The organism is Ruminococcus sp. RTP21484sp1_RTP21281st1_A8_RTP21281_210402, assembly GCF_040914025.1.
Lineage (GTDB): Bacteria > Bacillota > Clostridia > Lachnospirales > Lachnospiraceae > Blautia_A > Blautia_A faecis.
This window is the reverse complement of the sequence record NZ_JBCPGE010000002.1, coordinates 1-19,897: the sequence shown is the minus strand read 5'-3', so window position 1 is coordinate 19,897 and position 19,897 is coordinate 1. Positions and strand designations below refer to the sequence as shown.

Sequence of the window (19,897 nt, the reverse complement as noted above, 5' to 3'; positions counted from 1 at the left end):
GAACAGCAGCGGTCTGTTTTTTTCTTGTGTCGGGTACCTTCACTAATTATACAAATAAAGAGGGGGAAAGGTTACAAAAAATTTTAACTTTTCACATCCAATGAATTATGCTAAAATACAGCCAAAACATACTTTAAGGGGGCTTTTTCATGGAATTTCAGACACTTATTGAGAACAGAAGATCTGTGCGTAAGTACAGTTCCCATACAAACGTTACCAAAGAGCAGATCCAGCAGCTTGTACAGGCCGCTTTGGAAGCACCATCATGGAAAAATACGGAAACAGGTCGTTATTACTGTGTTTTATCAGAGGACATGAGTCAGAAGCTTCGTAAGAAATGCCTGTGTTACGCGAATAACGATGTAAAAACTGAGCATGCAGCTTTGATTGTCACTACCTTCGTACATAACCGTGCCGGTTTCCAGACAGACGGCACTCCTGATAATGAGATTGGAAATGGATGGGGCTGTTACGACCTTGGTCTTCAGAACGAAAACCTGATTCTGAAAGCCACAGAGCTTGGTCTTTCCACTCTGATCATGGGACTTCGGGATGGGGACAAAATTCGTGAAATGCTTTCTATTCCGGAAAGTGAAACCATTGTTTCCGTTATTGCTGTGGGAAAAGCCGATGAGGAGCCCAGCCGTCCGAGACGCAGAGAGTTGGAGGATGTTCTGAAGTTCTTTTAAAACGTGTTTGAAAAGGCTTTCTGCAAGATGTGAGTTACAATTTGTGGGAACAATTTTGAGGGCACGCTATAGTACAAAAATAACTTGACATTAAAGCAATCACAAGAATAATATGAAGATAAATAAAAATCAGAAATGAGGAACTTTATGGAAAAATCAACTGTATATTTCACTGACTTCCGCTGTAAAGTCGGCACAAGCCAGCTGGACAAGCTGAAAAAACTGTGCATTGCAGCCGGAATCAAAAACATTGATATGGATGGTAAATTCGTGGCCATCAAAATGCATTTCGGAGAACTTGGAAATCTTGCTTTCCTGCGCCCCAATTATGCAAAAGTAGTAGCCGATCTTTGTAAGGAGCTTGGAGGAATGCCGTTTCTTACTGACTGTAACACCCTTTATCCGGGAAGCCGCAAAAATGCTCTGGAGCACATGGATTGTGCGAATCTGAATGGCTTTAACACCATCACTACAGGCTGTCAGATCATTATCGGTGACGGACTTCGCGGTACCGATGACGTGGAGGTTCCTGTAGAAAATGCAGAATACTGTCCTACTGCCAGAATCGGCCGTGCTGTAATGGACGCTGACATATTCATCAGTCTTACTCATTTCAAGGGACATGAAGCCACCGGTTTCGGCGGCGCAATCAAGAATATTGGTATGGGCTGCGGAAGCCGTGCCGGAAAAATGGCTCAGCACAATAGTGGTAAACCAGTTATCGAAACAGACCTTTGCCGCGGCTGCAAACGTTGCGCAAAGGAATGCGGAAGTGACGCTATTACATATCCTGAGAAAAAAGCGGTCATTGATTATGATAAATGCAAGGGCTGCGGCCGTTGTATCGGTGCCTGCAGCTTTGATGCAATTCACAACCCGCACAGCAATTCCAATGAGCTTCTCTGCCGTAAGATGACAGAGTATGCACAGGCAGTCTGTCATGGACGCCCATGCTTCCATATTGCTCTGGTTCAGGACATCAGCCCGAACTGTGACTGCCACGGCGAAAATGATGCTCCGATTCTTCCGGATATTGGAATGTTCGCAAGCTTCGATCCCATTGCTCTTGATCAGGCCTGCGTAGATGCATGTCTTGCTGCGGAGCCAATCCGCAACAGCCAGCTTGGTGACAACCTTGCGAAACCAGAATGGCATTGCCACCACAACCACTTTATGGATTCCAATCCGAATGTAGAGTGGGAAGCAACTCTGGATCATGGACAGAAGATTGGACTTGGAACAAGAAGCTATGAACTGAAGAGAATTTAATTAATAAACAGCTGCCACATTATCAAAACACTTTGAACAATGCGGCAGCCGTTTAACTTTAACCTTTTTTTGCCAGATACCTTTTAATCAAAAAGGAGCAGAAATATGGAAATGTATAAATGCCATTTTCTATTCCCACATTGCTGTCAGCCAGTTTTATTCCCCACTTAATATCGCTGTAACTTTCATTATCAATCAGTTTTCTTAAAGATTTTGAGCGATTTTTATTTGCCTTTACTTCAACCGGAACCAGTTCATCTTTTGTCCTGACAAAAAAATCTTCTTCCAAAGTTGCATTTTCTTTTTTGTAATAATATAATCGTGAACTACTCGGTAACTGAGTTACCAGAGCATCTGAAATCTGGCGGGATACCGCCTTTTTTCAGGGTGCGTCCATGACACCAATACTGCTTGCCTTTCGGCTATACAGCTACTTTTATTATTTCTGGATTTTTTAGTCCGGTTACGGACAGTTCCTTCTGCTTTCCGGATACGGAAAGATATTTCCGCAGGATATTAAATGCTCCTACTGCATCGGCATTATATCTTACTCCGTTGGTTATATATATGCCCCGTTCTTTTCGGTTTGATGCTTCTGCATATCTTTTTGATACTTCTGGTGCTAACGGACTGCACTGGCTGGTATAGTTTTCTTCCCGTTTTATCAATTGTATTCCATACAGTTTCAGCTTATATTCCAGCATGATATACAGCTTGTTATATGGCAGTTCGTGTAACTTCTGGTTGGTCTTATGCCCCATATCATTTTCTTTGCGGATGTTTCGGATGTCTCCCACAACCACACAGCGGATGTCTTCTTTTCTGCAGTATTCTGCAATCCATCTGGTCACTTTATGAAGATAATCCTTCACTGCATTCTGCTTTTTCCTGTAAAGCCTCTGGATATGTTTCGATGATCTTGGATATTTTATCCCTCTTTCCGACTGCTGTGCATACCATACAGACTGTACTCTGGCAATCTCTTTATGAAAATATCTTTCCAACGAAAGATATTTCCTTCCCAGGATAAAAGTCCGGCCATTTCCGGAATCATAACAGGTCATCAGATTATGAAGCCCAAGATCAACAGATAAATAATGTCCATTCTGAGAAAGCTGTTCCGGCTCTTCAATCTCATAGATAACAATAAGGTCACATGTTCCATTTTCCGGCGGATAGATCCGCAGCTGTTTTATATGATCCATGTCCCTGAAAATCTTATTTTCAAGATATAGAAATTTTTCATGGATCCCGTATGTTTCTTCCATATAGCTTTTCAGATCTTTTGGCAGCGACAGACGCAATTGATCTGAACCTTTCTCATGCCGGATCCCCATCTGCATGTATGTAACCGGGATATTGTCCTGTTTAAAACGGGGCGGATTTGGAGCTTTGATTCCTCCGGTCTTTTTCAGGACATAAAAAGATTTCCATGCCTTGTCCAGCTGCTTGCAGGTCTCCTGCGCTGTCTGTGACGGAAGCTGTTTATACCACAGATTTTCTTTATGTGCTTTTTTCTGATAATACCAGTCAGGATACTTTTCCAGTCCCAGTTCTTTATAATGATGGCGTTCATAGTTGCAGACATTCCAGAGTTTGGAAGCTGCATAACACATATGTCCTATAATGTTGGAATATTCCGGCCGGATTTTTACAGATGTCCTGTGTGACAGCAGCATTCCTCTTTCCCCCTTCCAGCAGCTATGCAGATAAAAATTTACCCTTCACCTTGATTTAATACGATTTGCTCTGATGTTCAATATAACGGCGGATATTTTCTTCAGATACAGACCCGATTGTTTCCACATAATAGGAATGATTCCATAGCTCTCCCTTCCACAGCTGGTTTCTTATTTCCGGAAAACGTTCGAATAATTTTCTGCCGGTGATCCCTTTCAGATACTTGACAATTGCTGTTATAGACAGCTTTGGTGGAGCTGATACAAAGCAATGGACATGGGCTCCTTCACCACATTCAAATAAATGAACAGTAAAGCCCTTATCCTCAGCAATCTGCTGCACCAGTTCCTGAAGGTATTCCTCAATATCTGGGGTTAATATCTTCCGTCGGTATTTCACCGACCATACCATATGGTAGTTAATATTACATACACAAGTTCTATAATGTATTAGATTTTCTTTCATACATATAGTATAACATAATGAATTGAAACATGCAATGAAAACCGAACATATTTTCGACTTGTTGTATGCCGGTTACGGCATTAATATCAAAGAGCTTAATATCAAAGAGTAAAGAGATTATTATATTATTTCAATGTGCAGATATGCACAATTCTACGCTTTCATCTCGGTAATTGAATTGCCGAGGATTCCCGCTTATCGTCCTAAAATACATAGTCTCACCCCTTCAAGAAAAGTCATCACGTTTTATAAGCTTTTATTCGCAATTTTCTCACGTTTTTCATTACTATCTTAACACAAAAATCACGTTTTATGTGCATTAAATTATTTAGACCTATATCCGCTTTCCTTACAACCACAATCAGACCAGGCAGAAAGCCGCCAGCATATAAACCAACACACGGACCAAACAAATCACGCTACTGGTGTTCCAAACAAATACTGGTAACACAAAAAGTTCCGGTAACCGATGTCTTTCCACCGTTTACCGGGACTTTTTATGGTTTCTTTTTAAGCTTCTTCCACGATTTTCACACCCCATGCAGGCATTTGGAGAGCGGTGCCATTTTCTACGGCGGTGTTTTCTAACAGCTCTATGCCATTTTTATAATCATAAGGCATTTCCAGTTCCATACCAGAATAATTCAAGAAATAACAAACAGTTTTTCCCAGATCATTCAAACCTTTTCGCACAATAATTGGGTAGTGGTATTCTGGGATTTCTACGTCTGCTTCCGGGAGCACGGCTTTATAAACGGACTTCAGGGTTTCCTCGTCTGTCATGCAGCCGATGTATACGGCCTGGCCTTTTCCGTAGTGGTTTCGGGTGATAGCGGCGTAATCTTTCCAATTATAGTGCTCGTAAGATGCCAGCACTTCTGCTCCTTCCGAAACCAGAAGCTCCATAAATACATTCGCAGCTGGGTGTGCATTGCCTTTCTGATCTGTTTTTTTCAGAATAACTTCCCCTGTTAAGCCCACATTTTTCGGGAAAGTGAACTGATCGTAATGGACTCCGAAGCAGTTGCTCAGAATATGCGGCTGCACCTCATGGCTTACCTTCACATTTTCATTTGCAAAAGCAGTTTTAAAGGATGCAATCAGGGTTCCGCCATTTTCCACATACTGATTTAACCGTATGAGAAGCTCATCAGGTGCCGCATAAAGGGCTGGTACTATAATTGCTTTATATTGATCCAGATTCTCGGACTCTGGCCAGATGAAATCGCATTCTATGTTCATGTGATACAGAGTATCGTACATCCAACGCATAACGTCATTATAATAGATACTCTTAGCATCCGCGCCGGGTGCCTGTTCCTGGATTCGGAACCAGTTCAGAGCAGTAAGTGCTTCATTGCTGACCAGTACTGCCACTTCATTTTTCTTCTTCAGGTTAACCAGATGTTTTCCAAGGCGGGCAAACTCGTTACCAATTATGCAGGCTTCCCTGTAAGTGGCATTCTCCTGAAAATCATGACTAAGAATTCCCTTCCAGTAGGTTTCACAGGCATTGTGAATGGAATGCCAGTGCCAGTACATCACACTATTCGCTCCCGATGCCAGGTGACTGTATGCCTGTAATCTCAGCTGTCCTTTATATGGTGTCCATCCAGGAAATCCCTGTGCTTCGGTTTCAATTACCAGATAGTTATCCTGTTTCAGGGAGCGGATCAGATCTCCGCCGAATGCAATTTCTACGCCAGTGAGGTCGTCCTGTGTAGGATGGTAAATATCGGTTCCTGCAATTGTCAGGCACTGGGACGCATGCAGATGGTTTACATAAGGCTGAATGCCATAGGAATATCCACGCCACTCAAAATCCAGATTATGGGTTACAAACTGGTCTTCTCTTCTATATTCATTTACAATATCAGCCTGCCAGCCGAGGAATTTGTCCACCAGAGTTCTCTGGAATTTCTCAAATTCTGCGCCAAGGCTTCCGTTGATGGTTCCGCGCACATCTGGAAAATCCTCCCAGGCGTTGATTCGATTGCTCCAGTAATCCAGGCCAAATTCGTAATTCAGGGCATCCAGATCATCATGGAATTTTTCACGAATATATTTCACAAACTGCTCCTGCACATTTTTGCCCGCAGTTCCATAATATTTCGTCTCATTATCCAGCTGGAAACCGATGACGCACTTTCTATGTGCTGTACGCTTCATCAGTTCTCGTATTACGCGCTCCGCATAGAAAAGATACACCGGATGGGTAATATCCATAATCTGACGGGCACCGTAAATACCTCTTCCCTTTACTGTCTCAGCCAAAACATCCGGATGCGCCTTCACCATCCAGGTAGGCACAGCATAGGTAGGCGTACCGATAATCACATTGATTCCTGCCTCTTCCATGGCATCCATTACTCTTTCCACATGGGAAAAATCAAATACTCCTGGCTGCGGCTCGCAGGTGCTCCAGGTAGACTCGGCAATTCGAACGGTATTGATTCCCGCTTTTTTCATCATTTCCACATCTTTATCCAGGCGGTCATACGGCATATACTCATCATAATATGCTGCTCCGTAAAGAAGTTCTTTCATATTCATCCTCCATTGTTTTTTATGGTATTATATCTTAGCTTGTAACTTATCTCAAATATAGTATAATTGTTACAAATAATCAATTTCATTTTCGATTTCGTCTATACAAATAAACTCAGAAATGGAGTACCTGATATGAAAAATATTTTTTCTGCCAGTTCCAGCACTGTCGATCTTTTTTCCTGGTCAGTGCGGCACTGGAAACAGTTACTGGCGGCAATTGTAATACTAAGCGCGATTGCCTTTGCCGGACATAAGCTTTATCTTTTTTATCCTTACCTGAATCTGCCCCATGTAACTACTGCCGATCTGGACGCCCTTGATCTGGATGGTTACGACAAGGTGATGTTTGTGGCACACCCAGATGATGATCTGCTCTGGGGAGGACGGCATTTGATTGAGGAGAAGTATCTGGTAGTATGTATGACCCGTGGAAATGATCCGGTTCGAAGCGCAGAATTTAAATCCGTAATGAAAGCTACCGGGGACAAATATCTGATTCTTTCCTACCCTGACAAAATCGGAAAAGATCGCAGCAGCTGGAACTACTGGAAAAAAGATATGGAAGCAGATATTGCCACAGTCCTGAACTACAAAGACTGGAAACAGGTTGCCACTCACAACGCAGACGGCGAGTACGGCCATCACCACCACCAGATGACTCACCAGCTTGTAAAAAAAGCCTATAAAGAGACAGACTGCAATGCTGATTTCTATTCTTTTGGAAAGTATTATGTAAATGATAAGGTTCCCTACGACCTTGAAGAAATGCCGAAAGACCTCTACATCCAGAAGCGCAAACTAGCCAAACTCTACACCAGTCAGCGGACTACCGTAAGGAAAATGTATCATATGCTGGCCTATGAGTACTGGCAGGAAATAGCAATAGAAAAATAATGTATAACACCAACGGGCAGGCAACTCAACTAAGAGCTGCTGCCCGTTCCTGATTTATTCCTGCTCAATCAGCACTTTCTTTCCCCAAAATGCAAATCCCAAATGTCTGATATTTTCTTTTCGAATTCCCCGTGCCATAAGCTCCGCATCATAATTTCTTTCCGCAATCTGCTGCAAAGCATTCTGTGCGGTTTCCTCCAAATCCTTTTCACGCTTTGCTTTATGCACTTTAAATTCTATTACATATGCTCTTTTATTTTTCTCCAGGGGCTCCATCATAATATCGTACCGTCCCAGACCGCTTTCCCGGTTAGAGGTAATTCTGTATTTATCTGCAAGGTCAACCATCAGCCCCAGTACAAAACCATGGTAAAACCGCTCCGGTTCCTCCTGCTCTTCTGCCTTTTTTCCAGTATCAAAAAAGCTGAAAGTCTGCATCGCAACCTGATTCATATACTGATTCATGTAATCCAGGTCATCTGACAATAATGCTTTAATAAAATCGTTGTACCTTACGGACACATTACCAAACCATCCCTGAATCATGCGGCGAAACATGTTCTGTACTTCAAAATTAGTCAGAGAAAGAATATAGTTTCCACCAGCGCCATCTTTTGAAGCTTTATTTACCTTCAAATATCCACATGCCAGCAACAGACTCCACACAGCCGCACTGTTATTTTCCAGCTGCTCAAAAATGATTTCTTCATCAATGGCAGTTTCTATGGTCTTTCCCTCCAGCAAATCTTCCATAGCAATTTTGATATCTGAAGTACCGCCTTGAATCAGCTTATCAATCAACGAATTGGAGCTGGTATTAACCCAATAGCTGTCAAATTTCCCAGTATCCAGATATTTCGTAATAGACCAGGGATTGTAAATATCACTCTTATTTCCAAAGCAAAAACCATCGTACCATTTTTTCACATTATCCGCCTGATCCTGGAGTCCAAACAGCTGCAGGGCATTTCTCACTTCTTCCTCCGTAAAACCAAAAGAGGTGCTGTATTTATTTGAGGTGGTTGTCACTATTTCCAGATTATTAAGATCGGAAAAAATAGATTCCTTGCTGACCCGTGTGATTCCAGTTAGCAATCCACGTTCCATATATGGATTGGTTTTAAACGTATAATTAAACAGACTGCTCATAAAAGAGGTCAGTTCATTCCAGTACCCTTTCACATAAGCTTCCTGCAGCGGCGTATCATATTCATCCAGCAGAATCAACACTTTTTTCCCATAATACAGACTCATACAAAGAGATAATCTCCGAAGCGCCATAGCTGCAATGGTATTGGACATTTCACCATTCACATAGTCAAAATAGGCCTTTTCCTTCTCATTCAGTGCATCACTCTGGCGCAGATAATCATACTTCGCGTATAGATCCAGGATGGTCTGCACGATTCCTTCGCGCACATCGGAATAAGTATCGCCTTTCACAGAAGCGAAACTAAGAAAAATCACCGGATATTTGCCGTGAAGTTCCCGGTACTTCTCTTCTTTCCAAATCTCAAGCCCTGTAAAAAGATTCTCCTCCGCCTTGGATTGAATTGAGAAAAAATTCTCCACCATACTCATGTTCAAGGTTTTGCCAAAGCGTCTGGGGCGGGTGATCAACGTAACTGTATCCTGATTTTCCCACCATTCTTTGATAAACGCTGTCTTATCAATATAAAAATTATGATTCTCCCGAATGGATCTGAAATCCTGATTTCCAATGGATACGATTGGTTTCATAACAGCCTCTGACCTCCTTATCCGCATTTTTCCCACACTGATATGTATATATTCATTATGGCACACTTGAATGGTAAACTCAATCTGAAAAAAATTCATATTTACTGTAGCGGAAAAAAGCTGCATCCACACCAACCTTTTCAGGTTCTGGCATGAACACAGCCTTTATTATGTCTTATAATCTTTTTCGCAAAATAAATTTGCCCTTATTTATTTCTCAGCAGCCTCGCTCTTGGTTACAGTAACCTTATCCAGATGCCAGATATCATCTACATACTCCTGGATGGTTCTGTCAGAGGAGAATTTGCCACTGCATGCAGTGTTCAGAAGTGCCATCTTCGCCCACTTCTTCTCATCCTTATAAGCTGCCTCCACTCTCTTCTGAGCCTCAGCATAGGATCTGAAGTCTCCGAGAATGAAATACTGGTCTGCTCTGGAGCAGTTCTTAGTGTTCAGAAGAGAATCATAGATATCTCTGAACAGCTCTGTATCGCTGGAGAAGGTTCCATTGATCAGCTGCATCAGTACCTGACGGATCTCAGCATCTGTGTTGTAGATAAAGTCTGGATCGTATCCGCCATGGTTCTCATAATTAATGATCTGGTCAGCGCTCATACCGAAGATGAATGCGTTCTCCTGACCAACTTCCTCAACGATCTCTACGTTTGCACCGTCCATGGTTCCAAGTGTAGGAGCACCGTTCAGCATGAACTTCATGTTACCTGTACCGGAAGCCTCTTTACTTGCAGTAGAAATCTGCTCGGAAACATCTGCTGCTGCAAAAATCATCTCAGCATTAGATACTCTGTAGTTCTCGATAAATACAACTTTGATCTTGCCGCCAATTGATGGATCGTTGTTTACAACATCTGCTACGCAGTTGATCAGTTTGATGATCTTTTTCGCACGCTCATATGCTGCAGAAGCTTTTGCGCCAAAGATGAAGGTTCTTGGATAGAATTCCATCTCCGGATGTAATTTAATCTGGTTGTACAGATAGATTACATGAAGGATATTGAGAAGCTGTCTCTTATACTCATGAAGTCTCTTAACCTGTACATCGAAAATGGAGTGAGGATCAACTTCAACACCATTGTGCTCCAGAATATATTTCGCAAGACGCTGTTTGTTCTGGAATTTAATGTTCATAAACTCCTGAAGAGCCTTCTCATCGTCAGCATATACCTTCAGCTTGCTGATCTGGGAAAGATCTGTGATCCAGTCTGGTCCAATATGGTCTGTGATCCATGCAGCAAGATTCTGGTTTCCGTGAAGAAGGAAACGTCTCTGAGTGATACCGTTGGTTTTGTTATTAAATTTCTCTGGCATCATCTCATAGAAATCTTTTAACTCCTGATTCTTCAGGATTTCTGTATGAAGTCTTGCAACACCATTTACAGAGAAGCCTGCAACGATTGCAAGGTGAGCCATCTTAACCTGTCCGTCATAGATGATTGCCATCTTTTTGATTTTCTCATAGTTTCCAGGATATCTGTTCTGTACTTCAATGATGAAACGACGGTTGATCTCTTCGATGATCTGATATACACGTGGAAGAAGTCTGGAAAACAGCTCGATCGGCCATTTCTCAAGAGCTTCAGCCATAATGGTATGGTTGGTGTAAGCAACACATTTGGTAGTTACAGCCCATGCATCATCCCAGCCAAGACCTTCCTGATCCATAAGAAGACGCATAAGCTCTGCAACTGCCATAGTCGGATGAGTATCGTTCATCTGGAATACGACTTTCTCGTGGAGCTTCTTAATATCATTATGTGTTTTCTTATATTTCTCGATTGCAGCCTGAATACTTGCAGATACGAAGAAGTACTGCTGTTTCAGACGAAGCTCTTTACCGGACATTTTATTGTCGTTCGGATAGAGAACATTTACGATATCCTTTGCAAGGTTCTCCTGCTCAACGGCTTTCTTATAATCACCTTTGTCAAAGGAATCAAATCCAAACTCTTCGATAGCAGCTGCATCCCAGATACGAAGTGTATTTACTACATTGTTCTCGTATCCAACGATCGGCATATCGTATGGAATAGCCTTTACAGCCTGATATCCTTCATGGATGAATTTGTTCTGGCCGGTTGCCTGGTCATATTCAACTCTTACATATCCGCCGAAATGTACCTCTTTTGCATACTCCGGACGACGAAGCTCAAATGGATAGCCTTCCTCAAGCCATGCATCCGGAACCTCAACCTGGAATCCATCTCTGATTTCCTGTTTGAACATACCATAACGGTAACGGATTCCGCAGCCATATGCGCTGTATCCAAGTGTTGCAAGGGAATCAAGGAAACATGCAGCAAGTCTTCCCAGACCACCATTTCCAAGTGCCGGATCCGGCTCCTGATCCTCAAGTGCATTGATGTCGATTCCAAGCTCTTCAAGAGCTTCTTTCACTTCACCGTATGCGCCAAGGTTTAAAAGGTTGTTTCCAAGGGCACGTCCCATAAGAAACTCCATGGACATATAATATACGATCTTCGGATCCTGCTTTTCATAAGCATTCTGTGTATCAAGCCAGTTATCGATGATTACATCCTTCACTGTGTAGCTTACTGCCTGGAAGAGCTGCTCCTGAGTTGCCTCTTCAAGCTTTCTGCGGTAAAGAAACTTAACGTTGTCTTTTACACTTTTCTTGAAAGTCTCTTTGTCAAACTGTTTGTCAATCATTTTGTCCCTCCTGTAATGTATGATTCAAGCGAGCCTGTTTTCTCATAAAAACACAGCTGCTGGAGTCTCAATCTTATTCGGTTGTACTGCAAACTGTCATTATAGCCGGGGCAAAAGCCCCGACTATGATACCTGCGGATTATTTCGTGCGTTGCACTCCCACAATCCTACCTGGTATTTTATAATTTTGTAACACCAAGAGTTACATGCTCTTTATTAATATTCCACTCTTTTACATAACCATTTGTCTCGCCATAAACGACTTTCTCAGCCAGAACTTCAGATTTGATCTCAGCCTCGTTTGCCTTCATGGTCTCGATAATCTTGTCATTATCTTTTACAGAAACACGGATCTTATCCATAACCTCGAAGCCAGCCTCTTTACGCATGGTCTGTACTTTACTGATGATCTCGCGGACAAATCCCTCTTCGATCAGCTCAGGTGTCAGGTTGGTATCCAGAACAACTGCAGTCTCGCCTTCAGACTCTGTTACATAACCTTCTGTCTGCGCAGTCTCGATGAGCAGGTCTTCCTCTGTAAGCTCAACCTTGTTTCCATCAATATCAAGTACAAGTACACCGTTTGCTTTCAGGTCGCTCATGGCCTTGCTGCCGTTGATTTCTGCAAGTGTAGTACGGATTCCGCCAAGAAGCTTGCCATATTTCGGTCCAACTGTACGAAGCTGTGGTTTGAAGCTGTAGGAAATGAAGGATTCCACATCGTCTGCAAATTTCACTTCTTTTACATTCAGCTCGTCTGCAATAATGTCTGTGAAATATTTATCCATCACCTTCGGAGCTTTTACATACATGGTTCCGATTGGCTGACGGTTCTTGATGTTTGCTGTGTTACGGCATGCACGGCCAAGAACAACGACATCCAGAACTTCTTCCATGTTTTCTTCCAGATCTTTATTGATCCACTCTTCCTTTACTTCTGGGAAGTCGCAGAGATGAATACTCTCCGGAGCTGTTTTGTCCAGAGATCTTACAAGATTCTGGTAAATATCCTCTGTCATGAACGGGATCATCGGAGCTGCAGCCTTGGCAACTGTTACCAGTGCTGTGTAAAGAGTCATGTAAGCATTGATCTTATCCTGCTCCATGCCCTTTGCCCAGAAACGCTCACGGCAGCGTCTTACATACCAGTTACTCATCTCGTCTACAAAGCCCTGAAGTGCTCTTGCAGTCTCCGGAATCTTATAGTCGTTCAGATCTTCGTCAACAGTCTTTACAAGTGTATTCAGCTTGCTGAGGAGCCATTTATCCATAATCGGAAGCTTGTCATAGTCAAGCGTATATTTGGTAGCATCAAAGTTATCAATATTTGCATAAAGTACAAAGAATGCATAAGTATTCCACAGAGTACCCATGAATTTACGCTGACCTTCCTGAACAGCCTTGCCATGGAAACGGTTCGGCAGCCATGGTGCACTGTTGATGTAGAAGTACCAGCGGATGGCATCTGCACCGTATGTCTGAAGTGCATCAAACGGATCAACTGCATTTCCCTTGGACTTACTCATCTTCTGGCCGTTCTCATCCTGAACATGTCCAAGAACGATAACATTCTTATATGGAGCCTGATTAAACAGAAGAGTGGACTCAGCAAGAAGGGAGTAGAACCATCCTCTTGTCTGGTCAACAGCCTCAGAAATAAAGTTTGCAGGGAACTGCTGTTTGAACAATTCCTGATTCTCAAATGGATAATGATGCTGTGCAAATGGCATTGCTCCTGAATCGAACCAGCAGTCAATAACCTCCGGTACACGGTGCATAGTGCCGCCGCACTCCGGACACTTCATGGTAAGCTCGTCAATGTATGGGCGGTGAAGCTCTACGGTCTTGGCGCGCTCGTCACCAGTTTTCTCATAGAGATCCTGACGGCTTCCAACAGATTCCATATGACCGCAGCTGCACTCCCAGATATTCAGTGGAGTTCCCCAATAACGGTTACGGCTGATTCCCCAGTCCTGAACGTTCTCAAGCCAGTCGCCGAAACGTCCTTTACCGATGCTCTCCGGGATCCAGTTAATGGTGTTGTTATTGCGGATCAGGTCATCTTTAACAGCTGTCATTTTAATAAACCAGGATTCTCTTGCGTAGTAGATCAGTGGTGTATCACAACGCCAGCAGTGTGGGTAATCATGCTCAAATTTCGGAGCATCGAACAGCTTGCCTTCTTTTTCAAGATCAGCCAGTACCATTGGGTCTGCTTTCTTAACAAATACACCGGCATATGGTGTCTCAGCAGTAAGATCACCCTTGCCATCTACAAACTGTACAAACGGAAGGTCATATTCACGTCCTACACGACTGTCGTCTTCACCAAATGCAGGAGCGATATGAACGATACCGGTACCATCACTCATGGTAACGTAGTTATCACATACGAGATAATGCGCTTTCTTGCCCTTGGATGCTACATAGTCACCTGTGCATTTAAACAGCGGCTCATATTCCTTGTATTCCAGGTCTTTACCTTTATAAGTTTCCAGAACCTCATATGCAGGCTCTTCTTCCTTTGCAAGCTTGCCAAGTACTTTGTCAAGAAGTGCTTCTGCCATATAATAAGTGTATCCGTCTGCTGCTTTTACTTTACAGTAAGTCTCATCCGGATTTACGCAAAGTGCAACGTTAGAAGGCAGTGTCCACGGTGTTGTGGTCCATGCCAGGAAATATGCGTCCTCTCCAACCACTTTGAAACGTGCGATCGCAGAACGCTCTTTTACTAATTTATAGCCCTGGGAAACCTCCTGGGATGAAAGCGGGGTTCCGCAGCGTGGACAGTAAGGAACGATCTTGAAACCTTTGTATAAGAGGCCTTTGTTCCAGATTTCTTTCAGTGCCCACCACTCGGACTCAATATAATTGTCCTCGTAAGTTACATATGGATGCTCCATGTCAGCCCAGAAACCAACTGTTGAGGAGAAATCCTCCCACATTCCTTTGTATTTCCAGACACTCTCTTTACACTGCTGGATGAACGGCTCCATACCGTATTCCTCGATCTGATCTTTTCCATCCAGACCAAGCTTCTTCTCTACTTCAAGCTCTACCGGAAGACCATGGGTATCCCATCCAGCCTTACGCGGAACCATGTAACCCTTCATTGCGCGGTATCTTGGAATCATATCCTTGATAACACGTGTCAGCACATGGCCGATATGCGGCTTGCCGTTTGCTGTTGGCGGTCCGTCATAGAATGTGTAAGTCGGGCCTTCTTTACGGTTTTCCATACTTTTTTCGAAAATATGGTTTTCTTTCCAGAATTCTTCTACTTTTTTCTCGCGATCTACGAAATTCAGATTCGTGTCTACTTTCTGGTACAAAGCTTTTTCCTCCTTTAAAATTATCAGTCGATTGCTGTTGGGATTTCCTGTTACATAAAAAATCCTGCCTGCAGGATTCTCCGTCTGCATAAAAAAAGCTCTCATCCTGCAAAAGGACGAAAGCTGTCAGCACTCGTTATACCACCTGTTACATTGTACAGGCTTGCACACGCAGCCGATACACGCTCCCTGTAACGGGGGAATTCCGTTATCTCCTACTTGTTCCTTCAGAGATAAAACTCCGGAGTGATCTTCGGCTGAATCTACTTGCGGCGGGCTTACACCATCCCCGTCTCGCTGAAAAGATTGCTGCTGTCTGTGTCTGCACAACCTAAAACGTTCAAAATCAGCTTACTGTCTCCATCACAGTCTTTAACTATTCTGTTTCCTGTCTATTATAAGGGTCTGAATTTCTATATGTCAAGTATTTTTCCGCTGAAAAAATGGGAAGAATAGGGGAAAATAATGCTGAATTTGTGGATTTTCCGGGGTGCTGTGAACAATTCACACTCTTTTAATAGTTTTACATAAAGAAAAGTGGTATAATGCAATTACGTATTGGGAATTTTATGTACTATTTTAAGAAAGGATTTTATATGATCAGGAAAAATCTTCATATGAAAATAAAGCGGATTTTCTGTGGAATCCTGACAGCAGCAATGCTGCTTGGGCAGACGGGCGCTGTCTGGGCAGAAGCTACAGACACTGCCAGCGAATCTCCCACTCCTACTCCGGATCCGCACACCGAATATTATGCACAGGCAGCTGATACCGATTCCATTGAGGGTTGGCCGGAGGGTCCTAAGATTGAGGCGCAGTCAGCAGTTCTCATGGACTTAAATACAGAAGCGGTCCTGTATTCCAAGAATGCCAATACTCAGCTTTACCCGGCCAGTATTACCAAGCTTCTCACCTGTCTTCTTGGATGTGAGAACCTGGACGTGAACGCACAGCTTACCCTTTCTCAGCAGGCGGCTTACGGAATTGAAGCGGGAAGTTCCACCATTTATGGTGATGCCGGAGAGGTTTTTACAGTTGAACAATGTCTTATGGCACTGATGCTGGAATCAGCCAATGAAATGGCACTTGGTATTGGGGAAGAGGTTTCCGGTTCTGTGAAGAAGTTTGTAGAGCTGATGAACACCAGAGCCCAGCAGCTTGGATGCAAAAACACCCATTTTAATAACCCTAACGGACTTCCTGATGAGACTCATGTAACCACCGCAGGCGATATGGCAAAAATAGCCAAGGCTGCATGGCAGAATCCACTTTGCAGGAAATTTTTCACCACAGATCTTTATGAAATTCCGCCTACCAATATTTTTACAGAAACCCGCTATCTGCTCAATCATCACAAGATGATGGCTGGCCGGGATTACGCCTATGATGGTGTTCTGGGTGGAAAAACAGGCTACACAGATGTTGCCGGTGCTACTCTGATCACCTATGCCAAGCGTGGAAATATGACCCTGGTTGCAGTTGTGATGAATTCCGTAAATGGCGCCTGGGCTGACACAAAGAGCCTTCTGGATTACGGTTTCGACAATTTCGAATGTAAAAAAGTAAAAATCAGCAAAAATCCTGTTCCGAAGAAAAATCTTCCAGGTGAGCAGTATCTGCTGAATAATTGCGGAAATACTTATCCATTCTACTACACAAAAAATGTATACGTGACCGTCCCCACAGGAACAGACCTCAGTGTTCTTACCAAGAAACAGGCCATTCTTTCCAACGCTGTGGGACCATTGAGATTAAAGAGCAAGTATTATTTCAATGGTCAGATGGTTGGATGGGGTATGCAGTATGAACGGTCGATCATGACCAGTCTGCTGACAACACCGACTTTATAGAATAAGGGCTAAGAATGAAACCTGCATTACGCATTTTCGTTCTTAGCCCTGTATTATTTTTATTGTAACTCCTCTACTTTACACAATATTCTTTTATCTCTTTATTCGAAATGCCCCTATTACTACAGTTTCTTTCCTCAACTCTTATACCAGAATTTCAGGCATTTCACCTTAATATTTGAAGGATCTGCTATTAATTTTCCTATATTCAGCTTCATGGTTTTTGTCTTTCCCGGTTTTATATTGACCTTGAAGGTTTTGGTGCGGGTCATTTCTTCATTAATGGTCATGGTGAATTTCAGCTTCACTTTGGTGATGGTGCTTTTGGATTTATTGGTGAAGCGGGTTGTGTAAATGGTTTTGCCGGAATCCGGATAATATTTATAGCCTTTCACTTTTACCTGAAGCTGTTTCAGTTTTGGCTTGAGATTAACCAAATGTTAGTTTTTCATTCGTTACAAGAAGTAGTTTCACGGATTTACTGCTCTTCTTTCTTCAGTCTCCGTTTGGCACGATGCGCATCACGTTTCTGGCGGATTTCATCGGCTTCTTCATCGGTTACATTGGTGAGCTTCTTAATTACATAGTACTTATTGTCTTCCGTTCGGCGAATCCTGATTTTTCCCAGTACAAAGCCATGCTCCTGACAGAGGGACACACTGTAGTAAACCTTGGAATTATTCATAAACCAACGGATCTTACGCTTGGCAGGATTATGGCACAATGGACATTTCGTGCTGGTTACTTCCCGGTCCTTCATGGCTTTTTCGCGGGAATAGAACTCCCGGGATACATATTTATCATAGGTTGGATAGGATATGTGAATCTCTTCACGCTTGCTCTTGGGATTCTGATACACGTCCAGGGATGAGTTTGGAAAAATGTATTTATCTTCTATTTTCTGGAGAATACATGCAGTATAATAAGCATCTCCCAGAGCGCGGTGAAAATCCATTTTCTTCTCCACGCCCATTTTATCAGCAGCAAATTCCAGAGCACGGCGCTCGTCATTTTCTTCATAACGAATAGCAAATAATTTCTGCACATCATAATAAGTCACCGGACCTTTGAGCAGGGAAAGTTTTCCATAATATTTCATGTTCCGCTGCAGTTCCATTACATCCTGATTTCCCCAGGTAAAGAAAATATATTCTTCGCCACACCATTCCAAAAATTCCGTGATGGCCTGTGGGAAAAGAGTTCCATTCTGCAGATCCTTATAATTCATGTGAATCACTTCATGAATGCTGTCATGAATCCAATTGTACACCTGGGGCTTGATCAGACGCTGAAAGCTATCCACAATTTCTTTCTCTTCATTTAGTTTTATGGCGCCGATTTCTATGATTTCAAAAGGCAGACGGCTGTTAGACCACCTTTTTCCCCCCGGACTCTGATTCCATTCCAGGTCAAATACAATGTAATTCATGGGTAAATTCCTTTTCTGAAAATGTTTTTGTTACTGTGAACAGGTAAGCAGTAACATGTTTTTGCCATCCACGATTACTGCAGCAACATCTTGTTTTCACGCTCTGGAGCCTGTTTGAAAAGGCTTTCTGCAAGATGTACATCATAATTTGTGGGAGATTTTTTGTTCTGTCCTTTGCAGTTATCAACAATTCCAGACAAGTATAGCAGACAGGTGAAATGATGTAAAGACATAAGAAAAAACCTGCCGGTGGGTAGCCGGCAGGAAATGAGGGGGTATGAAACAAAATCTATGTAAATTAGAAAATCGTCTTAAAATGAACACAATCTATATAAAAGAAGCTGTTTACCATTATTTCAATATTGCTGAATAATCCATACACTGCAAGCACATCAAACAAAACATGCTCTGCCGCCTTCACTCGTTACTTATGTAAGTCGGCAATATCAGCCGCCGCTTCTGATTTACGGCTAATGCACACTCTATATTATCTAATTCAATTATCTATTTCAATCGTCTATTTCAATTATTTATTTCATCGGCACGAAGCAGGTGAACTGCTCCGCGCCAGTTATTATCTGTTATCAGTTTCCCACGGGAATTCTTATCTGTTAAAACAGCTCTTTCCCCGGAAATCAGCCTTCAATAGAAATAAACTTCTTCTCTTCCGGCACTTTTTTCTTCGCTTCCTTCGGGAAAGTAACAGTCAGAACACCATTGTCATATTTCGCATGGATGTCCTCATGCTCCAGTTCCTTACCTACGTAAAAGCTTCTGGAGCACTGTCCGGTGTAACGCTCTCTGTGAACGTATTTGCCGTTATTGTCTTTCTCATCTTTATTCTCGGTTCTGGAAGCCTGAATGTTCAGATAGCCATCCTTCAGCTGAATCTTCACATCCTCTTTATGGAAGCCTGGAAGATCAATGCTCAGCTCATAATTTCCATCCACATCCTTAATATCTGTCTTCATCAATTCAGCAGCTCTGTAACCTCTGTGATTCTCTCTTTCTACAGGTAATCTCATCCAGTCATCAAATAAATCTTCTCCAAAAATACTAGGCATTAACATAATCCATTCCTCCTTATATTGTGAACACTTGCGTGTTTAATTAACATCGTTGTTGAAACTGGAAAATTTCTTTTTCTCTCTTCCTTTGTTCTGCATGTAATATAACACGCATTGTTAGCACTGTCAAGAGGAGAGTGCTAATTTCACATTTTTTTCACATTTATCCTTAAATGAAAAACTAACTTCCACCTTTAGTCTGTTTTGTTCTACATTAGGAATTGGGGGTGGAAGTTAGTCTTGC

The 19,897-nt window shown here is 42.6% G+C and carries 14 protein-coding genes; 4 read left to right on the top strand and 10 right to left on the bottom strand.

Annotation, left to right across the window (positions count from 1 at the left end; genetic code table 11):
- The first annotated feature begins 149 nt into the window (after positions 1-149).
- A complete protein-coding gene (locus AB5170_RS01005) occupies positions 150-689 on the top strand; it encodes a nitroreductase family protein (protein WP_368361327.1) in 540 nt (179 codons plus the stop codon).
- A 147-nt stretch (positions 690-836) separates the two neighbouring features.
- Complete coding sequence (locus AB5170_RS01000) at positions 837-1,958, top strand: DUF362 domain-containing protein (RefSeq protein ID WP_368361326.1); 1,122 nt, start codon at positions 837-839, stop codon at positions 1,956-1,958.
- A 58-nt stretch (positions 1,959-2,016) separates the two neighbouring features.
- Here the strand turns inward: AB5170_RS01000 and AB5170_RS00995 are convergent, their stop codons facing one another.
- The 4 genes from AB5170_RS00995 to AB5170_RS00980 all read right to left on the bottom strand — a co-directional run bounded on the left by AB5170_RS00995 (position 2,017) and on the right by AB5170_RS00980 (position 6,650).
- Positions 2,017-2,247: a hypothetical protein gene (locus tag AB5170_RS00995; RefSeq protein ID WP_226840928.1), complete on the bottom strand. Its 231-nt coding sequence runs from the start codon at positions 2,245-2,247 to the stop codon at positions 2,017-2,019.
- A gap of 133 nt (positions 2,248-2,380) precedes the next feature.
- A complete protein-coding gene (locus AB5170_RS00990) occupies positions 2,381-3,637 on the bottom strand; it encodes a transposase (RefSeq protein WP_226814884.1) in 1,257 nt (418 codons plus the stop codon).
- A gap of 55 nt (positions 3,638-3,692) precedes the next feature.
- A complete protein-coding gene (gene tnpA / locus AB5170_RS00985) occupies positions 3,693-4,109 on the bottom strand; it encodes an IS200/IS605 family transposase (RefSeq protein ID WP_368361353.1) in 417 nt (138 codons plus the stop codon).
- Between the two features lie 504 nt (positions 4,110-4,613).
- On the bottom strand, positions 4,614-6,650 hold the full coding sequence (locus tag AB5170_RS00980) for a beta-galactosidase (RefSeq protein ID WP_368361325.1): 2,037 nt from the start codon (positions 6,648-6,650) through the stop codon (positions 4,614-4,616).
- 135 nt (positions 6,651-6,785) lie between these two features.
- On the opposite strand from AB5170_RS00980, the gene AB5170_RS00975 reads away from it, so the two are divergent.
- A complete protein-coding gene (locus AB5170_RS00975) occupies positions 6,786-7,547 on the top strand; it encodes a PIG-L family deacetylase (RefSeq protein ID WP_195379568.1) in 762 nt (253 codons plus the stop codon).
- Positions 7,548-7,601: 54 nt separating this feature from the next.
- Here the strand turns inward: AB5170_RS00975 and AB5170_RS00970 are convergent, their stop codons facing one another.
- The 3 genes from AB5170_RS00970 to ileS all read right to left on the bottom strand — a co-directional run bounded on the left by AB5170_RS00970 (position 7,602) and on the right by ileS (position 15,307).
- A complete protein-coding gene (locus AB5170_RS00970; RefSeq protein ID WP_368361324.1) occupies positions 7,602-9,287 on the bottom strand; it encodes an AAA family ATPase in 1,686 nt (561 codons plus the stop codon).
- A 210-nt stretch (positions 9,288-9,497) separates the two neighbouring features.
- Entirely contained in the window at positions 9,498-11,972 is a 2,475-nt protein-coding gene (locus AB5170_RS00965) for a glycogen/starch/alpha-glucan phosphorylase (RefSeq protein WP_368361352.1), read from the bottom strand.
- Between the two features lie 182 nt (positions 11,973-12,154).
- Positions 12,155-15,307 carry an isoleucine--tRNA ligase gene (gene ileS, locus AB5170_RS00960; protein ID WP_195589340.1) on the bottom strand — a complete coding sequence of 1,051 codons (3,153 nt, stop codon included), beginning with the start codon at positions 15,305-15,307 and terminating at the stop codon, positions 12,155-12,157.
- Between the two features lie 617 nt (positions 15,308-15,924).
- Here ileS and AB5170_RS00955 point away from each other — a divergent pair.
- A complete protein-coding gene (locus AB5170_RS00955) occupies positions 15,925-17,157 on the top strand; it encodes a D-alanyl-D-alanine carboxypeptidase family protein (protein ID WP_237925448.1) in 1,233 nt (410 codons plus the stop codon).
- Between the two features lie 137 nt (positions 17,158-17,294).
- Here the strand turns inward: AB5170_RS00955 and AB5170_RS00950 are convergent, their stop codons facing one another.
- The 3 genes from AB5170_RS00950 to AB5170_RS00940 all read right to left on the bottom strand — a co-directional run bounded on the left by AB5170_RS00950 (position 17,295) and on the right by AB5170_RS00940 (position 19,656).
- Complete coding sequence (locus AB5170_RS00950) at positions 17,295-17,594, bottom strand: hypothetical protein (RefSeq protein ID WP_368361323.1); 300 nt, start codon at positions 17,592-17,594, stop codon at positions 17,295-17,297.
- A 41-nt stretch (positions 17,595-17,635) separates the two neighbouring features.
- Positions 17,636-18,586, bottom strand: coding sequence for a 3'-5' exonuclease (locus AB5170_RS00945; RefSeq protein ID WP_118577640.1), 951 nt, complete (start codon positions 18,584-18,586; stop codon positions 17,636-17,638).
- Positions 18,587-19,221: 635 nt separating this feature from the next.
- Entirely contained in the window at positions 19,222-19,656 is a 435-nt protein-coding gene (locus AB5170_RS00940) for an Hsp20/alpha crystallin family protein (RefSeq protein WP_173734793.1), read from the bottom strand.
- Between the last annotated feature and the right edge of the window lie 241 nt (positions 19,657-19,897).